General features: G+C 71.4%; 16 protein-coding genes. 5 read left to right on the top strand and 11 right to left on the bottom strand.

Annotation, left to right across the window (positions count from 1 at the left end; genetic code table 11):
* Positions 1 to 78: 78 nt before the first annotated feature.
* Positions 79 to 1,512 (bottom strand): hypothetical protein, encoded by a 1,434-nt coding sequence (locus OG594_RS31145; RefSeq protein WP_323185402.1) that lies wholly within the window; start codon positions 1,510 to 1,512, stop codon positions 79 to 81.
* 478 nt (positions 1,513 to 1,990) lie between these two features.
* Here OG594_RS31145 and OG594_RS31140 point away from each other — a divergent pair, with 478 nt between their 5' ends.
* Positions 1,991 to 2,659, top strand: coding sequence for a bifunctional DNA primase/polymerase (locus tag OG594_RS31140; RefSeq protein ID WP_266605385.1), 669 nt, complete (start codon positions 1,991 to 1,993; stop codon positions 2,657 to 2,659).
* A 91-nt stretch (positions 2,660 to 2,750) separates the two neighbouring features.
* On the opposite strand, the gene ftsY is transcribed toward OG594_RS31140, so the two are convergent.
* Complete coding sequence (gene ftsY / locus OG594_RS31135) at positions 2,751 to 3,968, bottom strand: signal recognition particle-docking protein FtsY (RefSeq protein ID WP_266605383.1); 1,218 nt, start codon at positions 3,966 to 3,968, stop codon at positions 2,751 to 2,753.
* A 144-nt stretch (positions 3,969 to 4,112) separates the two neighbouring features.
* On the opposite strand from ftsY, the gene OG594_RS31130 reads away from it, so the two are divergent.
* Entirely contained in the window at positions 4,113 to 5,576 is a 1,464-nt protein-coding gene (locus OG594_RS31130; RefSeq protein WP_266605381.1) for a cytosine permease, read from the top strand.
* 63 nt (positions 5,577 to 5,639) lie between these two features.
* The gene (locus tag OG594_RS31125) at positions 5,640 to 6,626 is read left to right on the top strand and encodes an LLM class flavin-dependent oxidoreductase (RefSeq protein ID WP_266605379.1); all 987 of its coding nucleotides are present in this window, start codon (positions 5,640 to 5,642) and stop codon (positions 6,624 to 6,626) included.
* 41 nt (positions 6,627 to 6,667) lie between these two features.
* Here OG594_RS31125 and OG594_RS31120 read toward each other — a convergent pair whose 3' ends face one another.
* The 4 genes from OG594_RS31120 to OG594_RS31105 form a co-directional block, all read right to left on the bottom strand.
* Positions 6,668 to 8,101, bottom strand: a complete 1,434-nt coding sequence (locus tag OG594_RS31120; protein ID WP_266605377.1) for a sugar porter family MFS transporter — start codon at positions 8,099 to 8,101, stop codon at positions 6,668 to 6,670.
* A gap of 183 nt (positions 8,102 to 8,284) precedes the next feature.
* A complete protein-coding gene (locus OG594_RS31115) occupies positions 8,285 to 12,028 on the bottom strand; it encodes an AAA family ATPase (RefSeq protein ID WP_266605375.1) in 3,744 nt (1,247 codons plus the stop codon).
* Between the two features lie 226 nt (positions 12,029 to 12,254).
* A complete protein-coding gene (locus tag OG594_RS31110; protein ID WP_030012524.1) occupies positions 12,255 to 12,473 on the bottom strand; it encodes a hypothetical protein in 219 nt (72 codons plus the stop codon).
* Between the two features lie 348 nt (positions 12,474 to 12,821).
* The gene (locus tag OG594_RS31105; protein ID WP_030012523.1) at positions 12,822 to 13,103 is read right to left on the bottom strand and encodes an acylphosphatase; all 282 of its coding nucleotides are present in this window, start codon (positions 13,101 to 13,103) and stop codon (positions 12,822 to 12,824) included.
* Between the two features lie 136 nt (positions 13,104 to 13,239).
* On the opposite strand from OG594_RS31105, the gene OG594_RS31100 reads away from it, so the two are divergent.
* Positions 13,240 to 14,259, top strand: coding sequence for a CAP domain-containing protein (locus OG594_RS31100; protein WP_266605373.1), 1,020 nt, complete (start codon positions 13,240 to 13,242; stop codon positions 14,257 to 14,259).
* A 17-nt stretch (positions 14,260 to 14,276) separates the two neighbouring features.
* On the opposite strand, the gene OG594_RS31095 is transcribed toward OG594_RS31100, so the two are convergent.
* Positions 14,277 to 14,888, bottom strand: coding sequence for a flavodoxin family protein (locus OG594_RS31095; RefSeq protein ID WP_266605371.1), 612 nt, complete (start codon positions 14,886 to 14,888; stop codon positions 14,277 to 14,279).
* A gap of 127 nt (positions 14,889 to 15,015) precedes the next feature.
* On the opposite strand from OG594_RS31095, the gene OG594_RS31090 reads away from it, so the two are divergent.
* Complete coding sequence (locus OG594_RS31090) at positions 15,016 to 15,420, top strand: helix-turn-helix domain-containing protein (protein ID WP_266605369.1); 405 nt, start codon at positions 15,016 to 15,018, stop codon at positions 15,418 to 15,420.
* Here OG594_RS31090 and mutM read toward each other — a convergent pair.
* The 4 genes from mutM to OG594_RS31070 form a co-directional block, all read right to left on the bottom strand.
* A complete protein-coding gene (gene mutM / locus OG594_RS31085) occupies positions 15,393 to 16,286 on the bottom strand; it encodes a bifunctional DNA-formamidopyrimidine glycosylase/DNA-(apurinic or apyrimidinic site) lyase (protein WP_266605367.1) in 894 nt (297 codons plus the stop codon). The genes OG594_RS31090 and mutM overlap by 28 nt on opposite strands.
* Before the next feature lie 117 nt (positions 16,287 to 16,403).
* Positions 16,404 to 17,252: a ribonuclease III gene (rnc, locus tag OG594_RS31080; RefSeq protein WP_266605364.1), complete on the bottom strand. Its 849-nt coding sequence runs from the start codon at positions 17,250 to 17,252 to the stop codon at positions 16,404 to 16,406.
* Positions 17,253 to 17,271: 19 nt separating this feature from the next.
* Complete coding sequence (gene rpmF, locus OG594_RS31075; protein WP_003965982.1) at positions 17,272 to 17,445, bottom strand: 50S ribosomal protein L32; 174 nt, start codon at positions 17,443 to 17,445, stop codon at positions 17,272 to 17,274.
* A gap of 2 nt (positions 17,446 to 17,447) precedes the next feature.
* On the bottom strand, positions 17,448 to 18,116 hold the full coding sequence (locus OG594_RS31070) for a DUF177 domain-containing protein (protein ID WP_037713377.1): 669 nt from the start codon (positions 18,114 to 18,116) through the stop codon (positions 17,448 to 17,450).
* Positions 18,117 to 18,146: the final 30 nt, after the last annotated feature.

Genomic DNA, 18,146 nt, shown 5'->3' with positions numbered 1-18,146 from the left:
TGTCCTGGCTGGGGGAGCCTGATCGGGCTTCACGGGGTGACTGCCGCGGCCGGGGCCTCGGGGGTGGCCGGGGGGCCGTCAGACGGCCTCCGCGGCTTCGGGGAGCCGGGAAGCCAGGTGGTCGGTGAGCCGGACCACCTCGGCGACGTCGCCGTACTCACGGGCGGCGGTGTCTACGGTCTTGCGCAGGCGGGTGTTCACCCGTTCGGACCGCACCCTTCCCGCCACGTCGAGCGCGCGGTCGACGAGGGCCGCGGCCTGCTCGGGCTCGCGCTGGAGCAGGTGCACGGTGGCCATGCCGATGAGGTTGAGGGCGTAGGAGCGCTGGTGCTCCTCGTCCTTCTCGAAGAGCTCGACGGCCCGTTCCATGACGGGCTCGGCGAGGGAGGCGTACATGGGGCTGCGCCCGGCCACGTAGGCCAGGTCCCGGTACGAGTGGGAGTTCTCGCCGTTCAGCTCCGCCTCGGAGAAGAAGCGGATCCAGTCGGGTTCGGGCTCGCCCGCGAAGCCGACGTCGGAGAAGGTGTCCTCGGCCATCCGCACGGCCCGCTTGCACCGGCTGGGCTGGCCCATGTTGGCGTACGCGCGGGCCTCCATCGCATACAGCATGGCCTGGGTGCGCGGGCCGGCGCAGTCGCGGCTGCCGTACTGCGCGAGGTGGATGAGTTCCAGGGCGTCCTCGGGGCGCCCCAGGTGGATCATCTGACGGCTCATGCTGGAGAGGATGTACGAGCCGAGCGGCTTATCTCCGCCCTCCTTGGCGGCGTGCAGCGCGAGCACGAAGTACTTCTGCGCGGTGGGGTGCAGGCCGATGTCGTAGCTCATCCAGCCGGCCAGTTCGGCCAGTTCGGCGGCGACCTTGAAGAGCCGCTTCATGACCGGCGCCGGATGGTTCTCCTGGAGCAGGTCGGTGACCTCGTGGAGCTGGCCCACGACGGCCTTGCGGCGCAGTCCCCCGCCGCACTGGGCGTCCCACTGGCGGAACATGACGGTGGTGGCGTCGAGGAGGTCGAGTTCCGGTTCGGAGAGCCGGGGCGGGCGGTGGCCGCCGAGGGCCCCCGTCGGCCCCGCCCCGCGCGGTCCCGGGTCGGCGGCCGGTACCGGGACGAGCCAGCGCTGCATGGGCTCGATGAGGGCGGGGCCGGCGGAGAGGGCGAGCGAGGTCCCGAGGAAGCCGCGGCGCGCCAGCATCAGGTCGCTGCGGGAGAACTCGCCGAGCAGTTCGACGGTCTGCGGGCCGGCCCAGGGCAGGTCGACCCCGGAGACGGAGGGGGTCTGGTGGGCGGTGCGCAGGCCGAGCTGCTCGATGGCGACGACGGAGCCGAAGCGCTCGGAGAACAGCTCGGACAGGATGCGCGGGACGGGTTCGCGGGGCTGTTCACCGTCGAGCCAGCGACGCACCCGGGAGGTGTCCGTGCTGATGTGGTGGGCGCCCATCTGGCGCGCCCGACGGTTGACTTGCCGGGCGAGTTCGCCCTTGGACCAGCCGCTGCGGACGAACCACGAGGTCAGCTGTTCGTTGCGCGCAGCAGCATCCTCGATCGTTCCGCTTGCGCCGTTGCCGCTCACTGGAACGCCCCCATCCGCTCAGCATCTTCCACACGAAACCTTGGCCGGGGCGCCGGGCGCCGCCACGGACCTTCACAGGTCCTTCACATATTGCCTCCGGCATACCCACGGATGGGTCGCCTTCAGGTTTCGCCTACCGAAAGTAATCCTACGATCACCCCTGCGGCGAGGTTGATTCCAGAAACGCCACCATTCGCCACCCCTTCGAATGAACTAGCCACCGGCCAGGCGCGATTCACTTGACACCGAGGTGAAAGCGGATCGGTTGGACTGGAGTGCGCTCGGGGCGCGCGCGGCGAGGAGTGCGCCGGGCGGCATCGGAGGACACCCCGCGGCGGGACGGCCGGCGAAGGTCCCGTCGAGGTCGTCGCACCGGCTTCGTAACCACCGGCACGTCCGACCCGTTGGAGGGGGCATGGGCATGGGCTTCACGATCGGCGGCAGCCGCAGCACCAAGGAGTTCCGCTCCGGCACCCGGCGCCGCGGCCGGACCTCGGAGTGCACGGCGGTGGCGGAGTACACCGGACTGTGGGGGTGGGACGTGGTCCCCGGCGCCCGCGCTGCGGCCCCCGCCCGCGACTGCTCCTGCGGGGACAGGACGTGCCCCGAACCCGGGGCCCATCCCCTGGCCTTCGCCCCCACGGTCCCGGCCGGGGCCACCCTGGACGAGGTCACCGAGGCCTGGAGCGAGTACCCGGGCGCCGCCGTGCTGCTCCCCGTGGGCCGCGCCTTCGACGTCATCGAGGTCTCCGAGGAGGCCGGGCGGCGCGCGCTGGTGCGGCTGGAGCGGATGGGCCTGCCGCTCGGCCCGGTCATCGCCACCGCCGACGGTCGGACGCAGTTCTTCGTGGCCCCGGGAGCGGCTGCCGAACTGCCGCAGTTGCTGTACCGGATGGGCTGGGACGACGCCGACCTCGACCTGCGGGCCCTGGGTCACGGCGCGTTCGTGACGGCCCCGCCCTCGGACCGCGCCGGGCTCGGTCAGGTCGGCTGGCTGCGGCCGCCAGCGCTCGACTCCGCCGGCGGCCCGCCACAGGCCAGGCTCCTGCTGGGGACCCTCGCGTACATCTGCCACCGCTTCCGGCGGTAGTCGCGTTCCGGAGGTACGCCGGAGCCGCACGTGACGGTGCCCCCGCGTTCCGGTGGAACGCGGGGGCACCGGTGTCCGTGCGGGACGGCGGTCAGTCGCCGATCAGGGCGTCCACGAACGCCTCCGGCTCGAAGGGCGCCAGGTCGTCCGGACCCTCACCGAGGCCGATGAGCTTCACCGGTACGCCCAGTTCGCGCTGGACGGCGACGACGATGCCGCCCTTGGCCGTGCCGTCGAGCTTGGTCAGCACGATGCCGGTGATGTCCACGACCTCGGCGAAGACACGGGCCTGGGTCAGGCCGTTCTGCCCGGTGGTGGCGTCCAGGACCAGCAGGATCTCGTCCAGCGGGCCGTGCTTCTCCACGACGCGCTTGACCTTGCCGAGCTCGTCCATCAGGCCGGTCTTGGTGTGCAGGCGGCCCGCGGTGTCGATGAGTACCACGTCGGCGCCCTCGGCGATGCCCTCCTTGACCGCGTCGTAGGCGATCGAGGCCGGGTCGCCGCCCTCGGGGCCGCGTACGGTACGGGCGCCGACGCGCTCGCCCCAGGTCTGGAGCTGGTCGGCGGCGGCGGCGCGGAAGGTGTCGGCCGCGCCGAGCACCACGCTGCGGCCGTCGGCGACGAGCACCCGGGCCAGCTTGCCGGTGGTGGTGGTCTTGCCGGTGCCGTTGACGCCGACGACCATGATCACACCGGGGGTGTCCTCGCCGCTCTCCGTCTTCACGACGCGGTCGAAGTCGGTGCCGACCAGGGTCAGCAGCTCCTCCTTGAGCAGGGCGCGCAGGTCCGCCGGGGTCCGGGTGCCGAGCACCTTGACCCGCTCGCGGAGCCGGTCCACGAGCTCCTGGGTCGGCACGACACCGACGTCGGCGACGAGGAGGGTCTCCTCGATCTCCTCCCAGGTGTCCTCGTCGAGGTGCTCCCGGGAGAGCAGCGTGAGCAGCCCCTTGCCGAGGGAGTTCTGCGACCGGGCCAGGCGGGCGCGCAGCCGGACCAGGCGCCCGGCGGTGGGCTCGGGCACCTCGATCTCGGGCGCGGCCGGGGCCGCGGGCACGGGTTCGGCTACCGGCGCCGGGGCGGGAGCTGCGGCCTCCGGGAGTCCGACCTCCTCGATCGTGCGGCGCGGCTCTTCCGCCGTCTCTACGGCGTCCTCCCCCACCTGCGGCTCGGCAGGCGGGGCAGTGATGGTCGGCGTGCTCGGCGGTGCCGGCGGCGGCAGCTGCTTCTTCTTGCGGCTGCTGACCACGAGCCCGCTGATCACACCGACCGCGACCAGGGCGATGACTACAGCAAGGATGAGGATGTCCATAACCCCACCAGTATCGGACACCGCCGCCCCGGAGCCGGGAACCCGGGCGTGCGGACCGGGACGTAAGCCGCGGTTTGTGGTTTTAGCAGCAAATCCATGATGATGAACGACTTCCCCTCATACCCTCCCCAACGGAGCAATCGCATGCCTGCCGAGCCCGCCGACGGCGCTGCCGAAACCGCGATCGAGACCCGCGGCCTGGAACCCGTCCCGGACAGCGAGCGCGGCGGACGGGTCCGCGAGCTCGTACCCACCTGGGTCGCCGCCAACATCAGCGTGCTGCTGCTGACCATGGGTGCGGGGCTGGTGATCTTCAACGAGCTCAACATCTGGCAGGTGCTCGTCGTCGCGGTGGCCGCACCGGTCGTCTCGTACGGGATCGTCGGCCTGATATCCATCGCGGGCAAGCGCGGCGGCGCCCCGGGCATGGCCCTGTCGCGGGCGGTGTTCGGGCAGCGCGGCAACCTCTTCCCGGGCGCCTTGATCTGGGTGGCCCGCTGGGGCTGGGAGACCATCAACGCGGTCAGCGGCGCCTACGCCGTACTGACCGTGCTCGACCTGCTGTTCGGGGTCCGCAGCAGCACCCCGCTCATCGTCGTCACCCTGCTGTTCTTCGTGGGCTGCACCTTCGTGGTCTCGGGCCTCGGCATCAACGCCCTGCGCGTCTGCTCCACGTGGTCTACGTACCTCTTCGGCGCGTTCAGCGTGCTCGTCCTCGGGTACCTGGTCTTCACGACCGACTGGTCCGCCGTCTTCGACAAGCCGGCCGGCTCCAGCGCGATGATGATCGCGGGCATCGGTACGATCGCGGCCGGCGGCATCAGCTGGGTGCCCTCGGGCCCCGACTTCACCCGCTACCTGCCGCGCACCGCCTCCTCCAAGGGCATGGTCGGCGCGACGATCGGCGGCGCCGGCGTGGTCGTGCTCCCGATGGTCCTGATGGGCGCGGTGATGGCCGTCGGCACGCCGGACCTGGCCACGGCCCAGGACCCGGTGTCCTTCATCGGCGAGCTGCTCCCGACCTGGATCGCGGTCCCGTACCTGCTCATCGCACTCGTCGGCATGCTGCTGATCAACTCGATGTCGATGTACTCGGCCGGGTTCACCGCGCAGACCCTGGGCATCAAGGTCCCGCGGGCCGCCGCCGTCAGCGTCAACGCGATCATCAGCCTGGTCTTCGGGTTCCTGCTGATGGTGGTTGCCACCAGCTTCTTCGGCTCGTTCATCTCCTTCCTGACCCTGCTGGCCGTGGCGTTCTCCGCATGGATCGGCGTCTTCGGCGTGGACATGCTGCACCGCACGACCTACGACGGCCCCGCCCTGCTGGACACCACGCGGACCAGCGCCTACTGGTACAAGGGCGGCTTCGCCTGGCAGGCGATGACCGCTTGGGCCCTCGCGCTCGTCGTGGGCCTGTTGTTCACCAAGGTGGACTGGTTCGCCGGACCGCTCGCCTCCACCTGGATCGGAGAGAACGGCCTGGGCTGGGCGGCGGGGATCCTCACCTCGGCCGCGCTGTACGCCGTACTGCCGCGCACGGCGCCGGTGGAGCCGGTGGAGCCGGCTGCGGCCGGGGAGCGCGAGCCCGCCGGATCCCTGTCCAACTGACGCAACGTCAGCTAACGTCCCCCTGCGCCCGCCCACCCACATCCGGCGAAGGGGTACTCCTCCATGCCCATCACCGTGGCCCGGTTCAATCTCGTCGACCCGAACGGCACCCCCGAGTCCCTCTCCGCCCGCTACAAGGCGGCGCTGGAGATGGCCCGGTACGCGGACGACCGCGGGATCGACACCGTCCAGACCGAGGAGCACCACGGCACCGACAACAACTGGCTGCCCTCCCCCTTCGCCTTCGCGGGCGCGGTCTTCGGCGCGACCCGCCGGATCGCGGTCACCGTCTCGGCGATCATCGGCCCGCTGTACGACCCGCTGAAGGTCGCCGAGGACATCGCCGTCCTCGACCTCTTGAGCGGGGGCCGCCTGGTGACGGTCGCGGGCATCGGCTACCGGCCCGCGGAGTACGAGCAGCACGGCGTGGAGTGGGGCCGGCGCGGCAGGCTCCAGGACGAGCTGCTGGAGACCCTGCTGAAGGCATGGACCGGTGAGCCCTTCGAGTTCCGCGGCCGCACGGTACGGGTCACCCCGACGCCGTTCACCCGGCCGCACCCGCTGCTGCTGGTCGGCGGCAGCTCCGAGGCCGCGGCCCGCCGCGCCGCCCGGCTGGGGCTGCCCTTCTTCCCCAGCGCGCACCTGCCGGAGCTGGAGGCGTACTACACCGCGCGGCTGGCGGAGTACGGCACGGAGGGCTTCTGCATGATGCCGGCGGCCGAGACCCCGCTGCTGCACGTCGCGGAGGACCCGGACCGGGTCTGGGCCGAGCACGGCGAGCGCTTCCTGCACGAGGCGGGCACGTACGCGTCCTGGCAGTCCAAGGACATCCGCAGCGCCGTACGGTCGACCGCGCGCTCGGTGGCGGAGCTGCGCGCGGAGGGCGTGTACCGCATCCTCACCCCGGACGAGGCGGTCGCGTACGGCCGGGCCGCGGGCGAGGCGGGGAACCTGGTCCTGCACCCGCTGTGCGGCGGGATGCCGCTGGACGAGGGCTGGCGGAGCCTGCACCTGCTCTGCGAACAGGTACTGCCCCGGCTCAAGGACTGAGCCGGGGCAGTATCGAGGAGAAGGGGCGTTGGCGGGGGTGGTTACCCCATCTCCTCCAGCGCCTTGCCCTTGGTCTCCGGCACCCACTTGAGGATGAACGGGATCGAGAGCAGGGCGAAGCCGGTGTAGATCATGTACGCGCCGGACAGGTTCCAGTCCGAGAGCGTCGGGAAGCTGACGGTGATGACCCAGTTGGCGATCCACTGGGCGGCGGCGGCCACGCCGAGGGCGGCGGCCCGGATGCGGCCCGGGAACATCTCGCCGAGCAGCACCCAGACGACCACGCCCCAGGAGAGGGCGAAGAAGAGGACGAAGCAGTTGGCGGCGATCAGGGCCACGATGCCCTGGGCGTGCGGCAGGGAGATGTCGTCGCCGACCCCGGACTTGTAACTGAAGGCCCAGGCGGCCAGGCCCAGCGAGATCGACATGCCGACGGAGCCGATGAGGGCGAGCGGCTTGCGGCCGATCCGGTCGACGAAGATCATCGCGATCACCGTGCCGATGATGTTCACGACCGAGGTCTCGAAGGAGTACAGGAACGAGGCGCTCGGGTCGATGCCGACCGACTGCCACAGCGAGGAGCTGTAGTAGAAGATCACGTTGATGCCGACGAGCTGCTGGAAGAGCGAGAGGCCGATACCGACCCAGACGATGGGCAGGAAGCCGAAGCGGCCGCCGAGCAGGTCCTTGAAGGTGGACTTGTGCTCGGAGCGCATCGCGTGCTCGATCTCGGCGACCCGTTCGTCCAGGTCGATCTTCGAACCCTCGACCTCGGTCAGCACCTTCCTGGCCTCGTCGTTGCGGCCGACGGAGATCAGGAAGCGGGGGGACTCCGGGATGACGAAGGACATCAGCCCGTAGAGGGCGGCCGGGACGACCATGACGCCCAGCATCCACTGCCAGGCCTCCAGGCCGGCGATGTTGCCGCGCTGGTCCCCGTCGGCGAGGTTCAGGATGGCCCAGTTCACGAGCTGGGAGACGGCGATGCCGATGACGATGGCGGCCTGCTGGAAGGAGGCGAGGCGGCCGCGGTAGGCGGCCGGGGACACCTCGGCGATGTAGGCGGGGCCGATGACGGAGGCCATGCCGATGCCGATGCCGCCGATCACGCGCCACATGGCGAGGTCCCACAACGCGAACGGGAGGGCCGAACCCAGGGCGCTCGCGGTGAACAGGACGGCGGCGATCTGCATGCAGCGGATTCGGCCGATCCGGTCAGCGATGCGGCCCGCGGTGGCGGCACCGAACGCGCAGCCGATCAGTGCGGCGGCGATCACCTGGGCGAGCGCCGCGGACCCGACGTCGAACCGTTCGCGGATGGCGACGACGGCGCCGTTGATGACGGAACTGTCGTACCCGAAGAGGAAGCCGCCCATCGCCGCGGCCGCGGCGATGAAGATGACGTGGCCGAGGTGCTCGGGGTGCGGCGACGATCCGCCGCCCGGTGCCGAGGCCCGCGATGTGCTGCTGGTCAAGGTGTGCTCCGTGGGGGGTTTTGTCCGTCCTCACAGTGGCGCACAGTTCAAGATCGGGCACCACTCGAAGGCGGGAGACAGCGGAGCGAGCCTATGCGTTCAGTTTCTGAAGTCAATACTTGGCTTGAAGTTCACGTGTCCGGAAGATTGCCGACTTTGGATTCATTTCTTGAATCTACGGGCTCAGCGGAGCCGTTGACTGATGACCTTGGAGACGCCGTCCCCCTGCATCGAGACGCCGTAGAGCGCGTCCGCGACCTCCATCGTCCGCTTCTGGTGCGTGATGACGATCAGCTGTGAGCTCTCCTGGAGCTCCTCCATGATCCGGATGAGCCGCTGCAGATTGGTGTCGTCGAGCGCGGCCTCGACCTCGTCCATCACGTAGAACGGGCTGGGGCGCGCCTTGAAGATGGACACCAGCAGTGCCACGGCGGTCAGCGAGCGCTCGCCGCCGGAGAGCAGCGACAGCCGCTTGACCTTCTTGCCCGGCGGACGGGCCTCCACGTCGACGCCGGTGGTCAGCATGTTGTCGGGGTCGGTGAGGATCAGCCGGCCCTCGCCGCCGGGGAACAGGCGCGAGAACACCCCCTCGAACTCCCGGGCCGTGTCCCGGTAGGCCTCGGTGAAGACCTGCTCGACGCGCTGGTCGACCTCCTTCACGACTTGAAGGAGATCGGCCCTCGTCTTCCGGAGATCCTCCAGCTGCTCGCTGAGGAACTGGTGGCGCTCCTCCAGTGCCGCGAACTCCTCCAGCGCGAGCGGGTTGACCTTGCCGAGCTGCTGGTAGGCGCGCTCGGCGACCTTGAGCCGTTTCTCCTGCTGCGCCCGGACGAAGGGGCCGGGCCGGTTGCGCGGGTCCTGCGGGTCCTCCGGCAACACCTCGCCCTCGGCGGCCGGGGACGGGGGCACCGGCTGGTCGGGGCCGTACTCCGCGACCAGCCCGGCGGGCGCCATGCCGAACTCCTCCAGCGACTTGGCCTCCAGCGCCTCGATGCGCAGCCGCTGTTCGGCTCCGAGCACCTCGCCGCGGTGGACCGAGTCGGTGAGCTTGTCCAGCTCCCCCTTCAGCTCCCGGCCGCGGTTGCGCGCCTCGCCGAGCTCCCGCTCGGCGAGGCCCTTCGCCCGTTCGGCCGCCACCCGCTCCTCGTCGGCCCTGCCGAGCGACACCTCCACGTGCGCGAGGAGCTGCCGGGACCCGTCGGCCACTGCGCGGGCCACCTCCGCCTCGTGGCGCAGCCGGGCCCGGCGCCGCTCGGCGCGGGTCCGGGCCTCGCGTTCCGCACGGGCCGCGCGGTCGAGCGAATCCGCCCGTCCGGCCAGCCCCTTGACCCGCTCCTCAAGGGTCCTCAGCTGCAGCCGGGCTTCCATCTCGGTCTGCCGGGCGTTGGCCCCGTCGGCCGCGAGCCGGTCCCGCCGGGAGCCGTCCGGCTCCTCGTCCACCGGCATCTCCTCGGCGGTCGCGAGCCGCTCGGCGCACTCCTCCACCTCGGCCAGCGCCTGCTCGAGGGCGTCCTGGGCCCTGGCCGCGGCTGCAGCGCTGCGTTCGGCCTCGCCCGCGGCGCCCTTCGCCTGTCCGGCGAGCCGCCCGAGCTGCTGGGCGACCCCGGCCCGGGCCGCTTCCGCGGCGCGCCGCCGCTCGGCGAGCTCCTCGACCAGGGCGGCCGCGTCCCGGCGGCGCGCCTCGGCGGCCGCCCGGGCCCCGGCGAGCTCCTCGCACCGCACCCCCAGCCTGGCCAGCTCGCCCGCGGCCTCGTCGACGGCCGCCTGCACCTCGATCAGGCTGGGCGCCCCGGCGGAGCCACCGTGGGCGAGGTGCGCCCCGAGCACATCGCCGTCGAGGGTCACGGCCACCGCGTCCGGCCGCTCCGCGACCAGGGCCTCGGCCTCGTCGAGGGTTCCGACCACGACGTGGTCCCGCAGCACCCACTCCACGGCCCGCCGCACCTGCGCGTCCCCGCCGACCAGCCCGGCAGCGGGTACGGGGGCGCCTGCCGGTCCGCCGCCCGCGGGCGGCTCCGGAGCGGGCGCCGCGGCGGACGTACCCACGCTGGCCGACAGGTGCGGTGCGGGTGCGCGGGCGGGCAGATCTCCGTCCCGGGAGGGGGCCGGGTGGGGGACCGCTCCCCCGGATCCGGCTGCCCCGACGCCGTCCGCAGGTCCGTCCCCGGCGATGTCGGCGGGTCCGACCGCGGCCTGACCCGGGAGGGCGGGTGCCACCGGGGCGATCAGCAGGGTGGCGCGGCCCGCGTCCGCCTCGCGGAGGTGGCGGATCGCCTCCGCCGCCGCCCCCGGGGAAGCCACCGCCAGCGCGTCGGCGGCCGAGCCCAGTGCGGCGGCCACGGCGACCTCGTACCCCGGGGCCACCGACAGCCGCTGCGCCGCCGGTCCCAGCAGCCCGGCCAGCCGCTCCCGCGCCGCGAGCAGTGCGCCCGTACCGTCCTTGCGGCGCAGCCCCAGCGCCAGCGCGTCCCGGCGCGCCGAGACGGCCGCCCGCGAGCGCTCCGCCCCGGACAGGTCCTCCCGGGCGGCGGACAGTTCCGCCTCCGCCCGCGCCAGCCGTTCCCGCGCGCTCTCGTGGTCCCTGTCGGCCGACGGGTCGTCGAGCCCGCCGACCTCCTCGGCCAGCGCTTCGTACTCCTCCTGCGCGGCGGCGGCCCGGGACTGCGCCGCGTCCCGCGCCGCGACGAGCCGGTCGATCTCGGCCTGCGCCGCGCCCGCACGGGAGCGGGCCGCGCCGAGCCGCCCGGTCAGCCGGGCCAGTCCCTCGCGCCGGTCGGCGATGGCCCGCGCGGCGTCCCGCAGTCGGCGTTCTTCCTCGGCCAGCGCCCGCTCCAGCTCCGCCCGGTGCTCGGACGTGTCCTCCAGCGCCCGCGAGGCCGCCTCCAGAGCCGCCGTCAGTTCCGCCTCCTGCTCGCGGATCCGCGCGGCCTCCCGCTCCAACTCCTCGGGATCGCGGCCGCGCCTCTCCTCTTCGGCCGGAGCCGAGGCGCTCTTGACCCGCGCGTCCGCCAGGGAGGCGGTCCCCCGGACGCGTTCGGCGAGCTGCGACAGCTCGTACCAGGTCTGCTGCGCCCGCTGCAACCGCGGTACGAGCTCCCGTACCGCCTCCTCCAGCTCCGCCTCGCGCCGCACGGCGCCCGCGAGCTGGGCCTCTGCGGCCTCCTTGCGCTCCTTGAGCGCCGCCTCGTCCGCGATCTCCGCGTCGAGGGCGCGCCGCAGTACGACCAGGTCGTCGGCGAGCAGCCGCAGCCGCGCGTCGCGCAGGTCCGCCTGGATCACGGCCGCGCGCCGGGCTACCGCCGCCTGCCGTCCCAGGGGCTTGAGCTGGCGCCGCAGCTCGTCGCCCAAGTCCTGCACGCGCGCGAGGTTGGCCTGCATCGCGTCCAGTTTCCGCAGCGCCTTCTCCTTGCGCTTGCGGTGCTTGAGCACACCGGCCGCCTCCTCGATGAAGGCGCGGCGGCCCATGGGATCGGCGTGCAGTACGGAGTCCAGCTGGCCCTGCCCGACGATGACGTGCATCTCGCGGCCGATGCCGGAGTCGGAGAGCAGTTCCTGGATGTCGAGCAGGCGGCAGGTGTCGCCGTTGATCTGGTACTCGCTGCTGCCGCCGCGGAACATGATCCGGGTGATGGTGACTTCGGCGTAGTCGATGGGCAGCGCGCCGTCGGAGTTGTCGATCGTCAGGGACACCTCCGCCCGTCCGAGCGGCGGACGCCCGGTGGTCCCGGCGAAGATGACGTCTTCCATCTTCCCGCCGCGCAGGGACTTGGCCCCCTGTTCGCCCATGACCCAGGACAGCGCGTCCACCACATTGGACTTGCCGGAGCCGTTGGGGCCCACGACACAGGTGATTCCGGGCTCGAAGCGCAGGGTGGTGGCGGACGCGAAGGATTTGAAGCCACGCAGGGTCAGGGACTTGAGGTGCACGCCGCCGGACTCTACCTTTCGCGTTCGGTTTCGCCCATGAAGGTGGTGGGCACAACTGACGCCAATGGGATCAGGCCCCCCACCTGGCCCTGTGGTCCGTGGCGCGGCGGGCAGGAAAAGGCGGGGGGAGCGGCGGGGGAAGAGGACCGAGGAAAGAAAGAAGGGACGCCGGAACGTCCCTTGCAGATCATGCGGGGCTGGAGTCGAGCAACGAGTGAAGCGCGGGTCAGGTGAGCGCAGGCTCCGCCTGGGGTACGTCGATGTCGATGCTGCCGAGCAGCGAGTCTCCGTCGTGCTGAGCGGCGGCCGCGTTCAGCGCGTCATTTTCGGACTGAATCCGTACGAGCTCGGACTCGAGGTCCTGGACGCGCTGCTGAAGCCGTCGCATCTCGGCGAGGAGTCGCGGGTCGGAACCGCCGACGTAACCGAGAAGCGCCTTTGCCATGATGGATGGTCCTCCACACTGAGTGACCGACCGAAGCGGTGTGGGTCGTGAGGGAATCGCACCCGCGGATGTCCGGCAGCAACTGACAGTCACTGCGCTTGCTACTGCCAACACTGCCAAACAGCTCAGGTGCGCGGGGCTTCCAGCGTCTCACCAAAAAGTTTGACGGTCAACACGATCACGCCCCGTATCGGCGGGCGCCCCGGTCGCCGCAAGGGGTGTGGAGATCATCCTCATCTTCGAGCCTTCCACGGATCGCCCCCGTCGGCAACGCGTCGACGACGAATGCGCAGTTCCGACCGTGTGCGGACGATCAGAGATGTGATGAGTGCATGATCAGCCGATCGGTCATCGCATCCCGAATCCGTCGTAGCCACCGCGCGGTGTGCCCCAGATCTCTGTCACTCCGTCCACCCGGCCGGGCGTGTCGGAGGAGCGCAACCAGTCGAGCAGCCGGTGGCAATTCTCACGTTGACCTTCGGCGACCACCTGCACTCGCCCGTCGTCGAGGTTGAGCGCGAAGCCGACGACCCCACCGATCTCCAGGGCGTTCTCCCTGGTGAACCAGCGGAAGCCCACTCCCTGCACACGGCCGCGCACCCAGGCGGTCAGACGGACGTCTTCATTCATGCGTGAACGCTAACCGGGCGAGCACTTTCGGGACACATCGCCCCCCTGGCCCCATGGCGTACAGTCGCGCAGCAATGAACTCACCCATTTGGGTGGGTAAGGGATGATCTTGACCCGGCAAGGAAGGCACGCTCCGATGGGCCGTCACCGACTCCCCGCCGCGCCGCACAGCGGCGGCAAGCGCGGCACCGCCCTGCGCACCGGCCTGCTGGGCATCTCGGTGGCCGTCGCCCTCGGCACCGCGGCCGTCACCACCGGCATGGTGCCCGTCGGCGGCTCCTTCCCCTATGTGGGTGTCAGCGGTACGGACGCCCCGACCACGGAGGCCGGCGCCAAGGCCTCGACCGTCCCCGACACGGCCCTGCACCAGCCGAACGGCCTCGTGAACCTGTCCGGCCGCACCTCCGCCGGAACCGGAGCGGGCAGCGCGTCCCCGAAGCCGTCGGCCCCGGCCGCCCCGTCGGCGTCCGCTTCCCCGAGCCCCTCGCCGAGCGGCTCCCCGAGCGCCTCGCCCTCGCCGTCCGCATCGGCGTCCGTCTCGCCGTCCGCCGCGCGGAGCACCTCCCCCTCCCCGTCGGCGACGCCGGCCCCGTCGACCAAGGCCCCGTCCACGAAGGCCCCGTCGGCCAAGGCTCCGTCGACCAAGGCCCCGCGCACGAGCCCGGCCTCGCCCACCGCGCCGGCAGCGCCGACCGCCCCGGCACCCACCACGAGCCGGGCCCCGGCCCCGGCGCCGTCGAAGTCGGCCACCCCCGAGCCCCGCCCGCCCCTGGACGGCCACTCCGCGGAGGAGGCCGCCGTCGTCGACCTGGTGAACCAGGAGCGCGCGCTGGCCGGGTGCGGCCCGGTCCGGGCCAATCCGCCGCTCGCCTCGCTGGCCGGGGCCTTCAGCCTGGACATGGCCACCCGCGGCTTCTTCAGCCACGAGGACCCCGAGGGCAACACCCCCTGGGACCGCGCCACCAAGGCCGGCATCTCGGGCCTCGGCGGCGAGAACATAGCCCGCGGCCAGGGTGATGCCGAGGCCGTGATGAAGGCCTGGATGAACAGCCCGGACCACAAGGCGAACATCCTCAACTGCGAGTTCCGCACGCTGGGCGTCGGTGTCCACCTCGCCGCCGGCGGCCCCTGGTGGACCCAGGACTTCGGCTTCTGAGTCGAGCCCGCGAGGGCTCAGACCGCGGCGGCGGCCAGGGCTGCGCGGCCCGCGATGACGATGCGGGTCTGCTCGGTGACGCGGCGGCCGAGGTGCTCGGCGGTCGCGATGTCGGCCTTGTGGACCGCGTCCGCGCCCTCGTCGGAGTTGGTCTGGGCAGCGGCGCCGGCGAAGAAGCCGAGACGGTTCAGGTCGTTCTCGGAGGCCGTGCTGGAGTTCCAGCCCGGCTTCAGACCCAGGTTGACCCAGCTCATGCCGTGCTGCGCGGCCAGGATCTGGAAGAACTGCAGGGTGTGCAGCTTGTCGCCGCTCTTGGACGCGGAGTTCGTGAAGCCGGCCGCCACCTTGTCCTGCCAGGTGTCGCCGAACCAGCGCTTCGAGGAGGCCTCGGCGAAGACGTGGAAGGCGCCGGAGGCGGTGCCCATGTACGTCGGGGACCCGAAGACGATCGCGTCGGAGGCGTCGAGCAGCTCCCACTGGGCGTCGTCGATCTCGTCGACCTTGATCAGGTGGACGGTCGCCCCGGCGTCCACGGCGCCGCTGCGGACCGCCTCGGCAACGACGGCGGTGTGGCCGTAGCCGGAGTGGTAGGCGATCGAGACGACGGGGGTGTGCGTGATTGCGGACAAGGCTGATCTCTCCCTCGGGAAAACCCTCGTCGCGGCACAGGACGTGGCGCGACGAGAGAAAGAGAATCACTAACTTTTAGAAAGCGCAACCCACGAGTTAGCGCTGCTGAGGAGTACGCTCATCCGCATGGAGACCTCCACCTGCGTCGATGCCGCCGAGACAGAACAACCGTTCGATGTCTTCGCGCGTGCCTGCCCGTCCCGGGAAACGCTCGAACACGTCACCGGCCGCTGGGGCAGCCTCACCGTGGGTGCCCTCCGCGAGGGCCCGTGCCGCTTCAACGAGCTGCGCCGCCGGGTGGAGGGCGTGAGCGAGAAGATGCTCGCCCAGACGCTGCACGCGCTGGAGCGCGACGGCATCGTCCACCGCGAGGCGCAGCCCACGAACCCGCCGCGCGTCGACTACGAACTGACCCCGCTCGGCGTCGAGGTCGCGGACCGGCTGCTCGCCCTCATCCACTGCCTGGAAGGGAACATGCCGGCGGTACTGGGCGCCCGGCAGTCCTACGACGCCACGCGCGGCGGCCGCTGACAGCGCGGGCAGAAGTAGCTCGACCGGTTCATCCACGGCCGGCGCCGTATCGGCGTGCCGCAGCGCCGGCAGGGTTCGTCCTCGCGCCCGTAGGCGTCGAGCGAACGGTCGAAGTAGCCCGACTCCCCGTTCACGTTGACGTAGAGGCTGTCGAAGCTGGTGCCGCCGACCGCGAGGGCGGCGTTCATGACGTCCCTGGCATGGCCGAGGAGTTCCGCGCTCCGCTGGCGCGTGAGGCCCGCGGTCGGGCGCTCGTAGTGCAGCCTGGCGCGCCACAGCGCCTCGTCCGCATAGATGTTGCCGACCCCGCTGATCAGGGACTGGTCCAGCAGCGCCCGCTTGATGGTGGTCCGCTTGGCGCGCAGCGCGAGGTGGTAGGCGCCCTCGTCGAACAACGGGTCCAGGGGGTCGCGCGCGATGTGCGCGATCACGTCGGGCAGCCCGTCGGTGCTGCCGGCGGCGACCTCGTGCAGCGAGAGGCCGCCGAAGGTCCGCTGGTCCACGAAGCGCAGCTCCGTCCCGGCGGCGCCCGCGGCGGAGCCGCTGTCGGAATCAGTGAAGCGCACCCGGATCCGCAAGTGCTTCTCGTCGGGGGCGTCCTGCGGCTGCACCAGCAGCTGCCCGCTCATCCCGAGATGCCCGAGCACGGACAGGTCGCGGCCCTCCAGCGGCAGCCACAGGTACTTCCCGCGCCGCTGCGCCGCCCCGATGGTCTCCCCGCGCAGTCGCGCCGCGAAGTCGGCCCCGCCGCCCGGATGACGCCGGACGGCCCGCGGATGCAGGACCTCGACGGCCTCGACGGTCCGCCCCGCCACCCAGCGCTCCAGCCCCCGCCGCACGACTTCGACTTCGGGCAACTCGGGCACGGGGCACCTCCGGTGGGAGTGGATCTGATGCTCCCGGCGAGCGTACCGGCCCGCCCGGAAACGACGACCGCCCGCCCCTGCGAGGCAGGAGCGGGCGGTCACGTCCCGAAGGAAGGGTCAGGCGTCCGGCGCCGAGTCGGCGGGCGTCGGCACCCCGCCGTTCTCGTTCCCGGCCGAAGCCGGGACCCCGGCCGGACCGGCGGTCGCGGCGGCTGCCGCGGCGGCGGTCCGCTCGTCCGCGGCGGCACGGATCCCGCGCCATGCGGACTCCGCGGCCTGCTGTTCCGCTTCCTTCTTGCTGCGGCCGGTGCCGGTGCCGTACGAGACACCACCGACGCGGGCGGCAGCAGTGAAGGTCTTCTCGTGGTCCGGACCGGTCTCGGAGACCAGGTACTCGGGCACGCCAAGGCCTTCGGCCGCCGTGAGTTCCTGGAGACTGGTCTTCCAGTCCAGGCCGGCCCCGAGGTTCGAGGACTTCTCGATGAGCGGGTCGAAGAGCCGGTGAACCAGCTCCGAGGCCGCGTCGAGGCCCTGATCGAGATAGACCGCGCCGATCACCGCTTCAAGGGTGTCGGCGAGGATGGAGGCCTTGTCCCGGCCTCCCGTGCCCTCTTCGCCCCGGCCGAGCCGGATGAAGGAGCCGAGTTCGAGGCCGCGTCCGACCTCCGCCAGTGCACGCGAGTTGACCACCGCGGCCCGAAGCTTGGCCAGCTGGCCTTCGGGGAGATCCGGGTGGGTCGTGTACAGCGTGTCCGTGACCACCAGGCCCAGCACGGAGTCCCCGAGGAACTCCAGGCGTTCGTTGGTGGGCAGACCGCCGTTCTCGTACGCGTACGAGCGGTGGGTCAGCGCACGCACCAGAAGGGCGGACTCGAGTTGATACCCGAGCCGCCCTTCCAGAAGCGTGTGGGACGAGGCCGCGTTGTTACTGTCTGCCTGCTTCTCAGCGTTGGACAGCTCAGACATTGCGCCTCTCACCAGCCGCTCAGACCTCGAGGACCTGGCGCTTGTTGTAGGTGCCGCAGCTCGGGCACGCAATGTGCTGGAGCTTCGGCTCCTGGCAACGCTCGCACGAAACCAGGGTGGGGACCGCAGCCTTCCACTGCGACCGGCGGTGGCGCGTGTTGCTGCGCGACATCTTCCGCTTCGGAACAGCCACGGCTACTTCTCCTGCTTCTCGGCGGCGCCCTGAACTCCGTCAGAGGCAGTGCCGCTCATGTTGTCCTTCTCGCCGTCCTGATCGGTCACGACGAGTCCTTGCAATGCCGCCCAACGGATGTCGACGGCGTCATGGTGGTGGTCCGGGTCGTCGTTCAGGCTGAGCCCGCAATCGGGGCACAGTCCGAGACAGTCCTCCCGGCACACCGGCTGCATGGGCAGTGCGAGCACCACCACATCCCGCAGCACGGGTTCGAGGTCGAACAAACCGTCCTCGAGGAAGAGCGTGTCCTCGTCGTCCTCGGCGTCGTCGGCCGGTTCCGCCTTGGAGCGGCTCCGGTCGTCGGCGTCAGGGTACGAGAACATCTCCTGGAAGTCCGCCTTGAGCTCGCGCTCGACGGACTCCAGACACCTTACGCACTCCCCTACGGCCGACGCACGGGCGGTGCCTGTGACGAGCACCCCTTCCATGACCGACTCCAGGCGGAGGTTGAGCTTCACCGGGGCGCCTTCCGGCACTCCGATGACGCCGACGAGACCGAAGTCCGCCGGTGCCGCGATCTCACGGGACAGCCGCTGCATGGCACCAGGACGCCGGCCCAGCTCGTGCGTGTCGAACACGAGGGGGTTGCGGTGGTCGAGGCGGGTATTCAGGGCCGTTCCTGCTTTCACAGATCGCTGAAGATCAAAGATTCCGCCGCA

The organism is Streptomyces sp. NBC_01214 (genome assembly GCF_026340975.1).
In the GTDB taxonomy this organism is placed as follows: Bacteria; Actinomycetota; Actinomycetes; order Streptomycetales; family Streptomycetaceae; genus Streptomyces.
The sequence above is the reverse complement of the archived record's forward strand: the minus strand, read 5'-3'. Positions and strand labels throughout refer to the sequence as shown.

What these genes read in the sequence shown, in the direction of transcription:
- ftsY (WP_266605383.1), bottom strand. Translation starts at nt 3,968, where the DNA reads ATGGACATCCTCATCCTTGCTGTAGTCATCGCCCTGGTCGCGGTCGGT.
- OG594_RS31110 (WP_030012524.1), bottom strand. Translation starts at nt 12,473, where the DNA reads ATGGCAAAGGCGCTTCTCGGTTACGTCGGCGGTTCCGACCCGCGACTC.
- OG594_RS31130 (WP_266605381.1), top strand. Translation starts at nt 4,113, where the DNA reads ATGCCTGCCGAGCCCGCCGACGGCGCTGCCGAAACCGCGATCGAGACC.
- OG594_RS31090 (WP_266605369.1), top strand. Translation starts at nt 15,016, where the DNA reads ATGGAGACCTCCACCTGCGTCGATGCCGCCGAGACAGAACAACCGTTC.
- OG594_RS31105 (WP_030012523.1), bottom strand. Translation starts at nt 13,103, where the DNA reads ATGAATGAAGACGTCCGTCTGACCGCCTGGGTGCGCGGCCGTGTGCAG.
- rnc (WP_266605364.1), bottom strand. Translation starts at nt 17,252, where the DNA reads ATGTCTGAGCTGTCCAACGCTGAGAAGCAGGCAGACAGTAACAACGCG.
- OG594_RS31125 (WP_266605379.1), top strand. Translation starts at nt 5,640, where the DNA reads ATGCCCATCACCGTGGCCCGGTTCAATCTCGTCGACCCGAACGGCACC.
- OG594_RS31100 (WP_266605373.1), top strand. Translation starts at nt 13,240, where the DNA reads ATGGGCCGTCACCGACTCCCCGCCGCGCCGCACAGCGGCGGCAAGCGC.
- OG594_RS31140 (WP_266605385.1), top strand. Translation starts at nt 1,991, where the DNA reads ATGGGCTTCACGATCGGCGGCAGCCGCAGCACCAAGGAGTTCCGCTCC.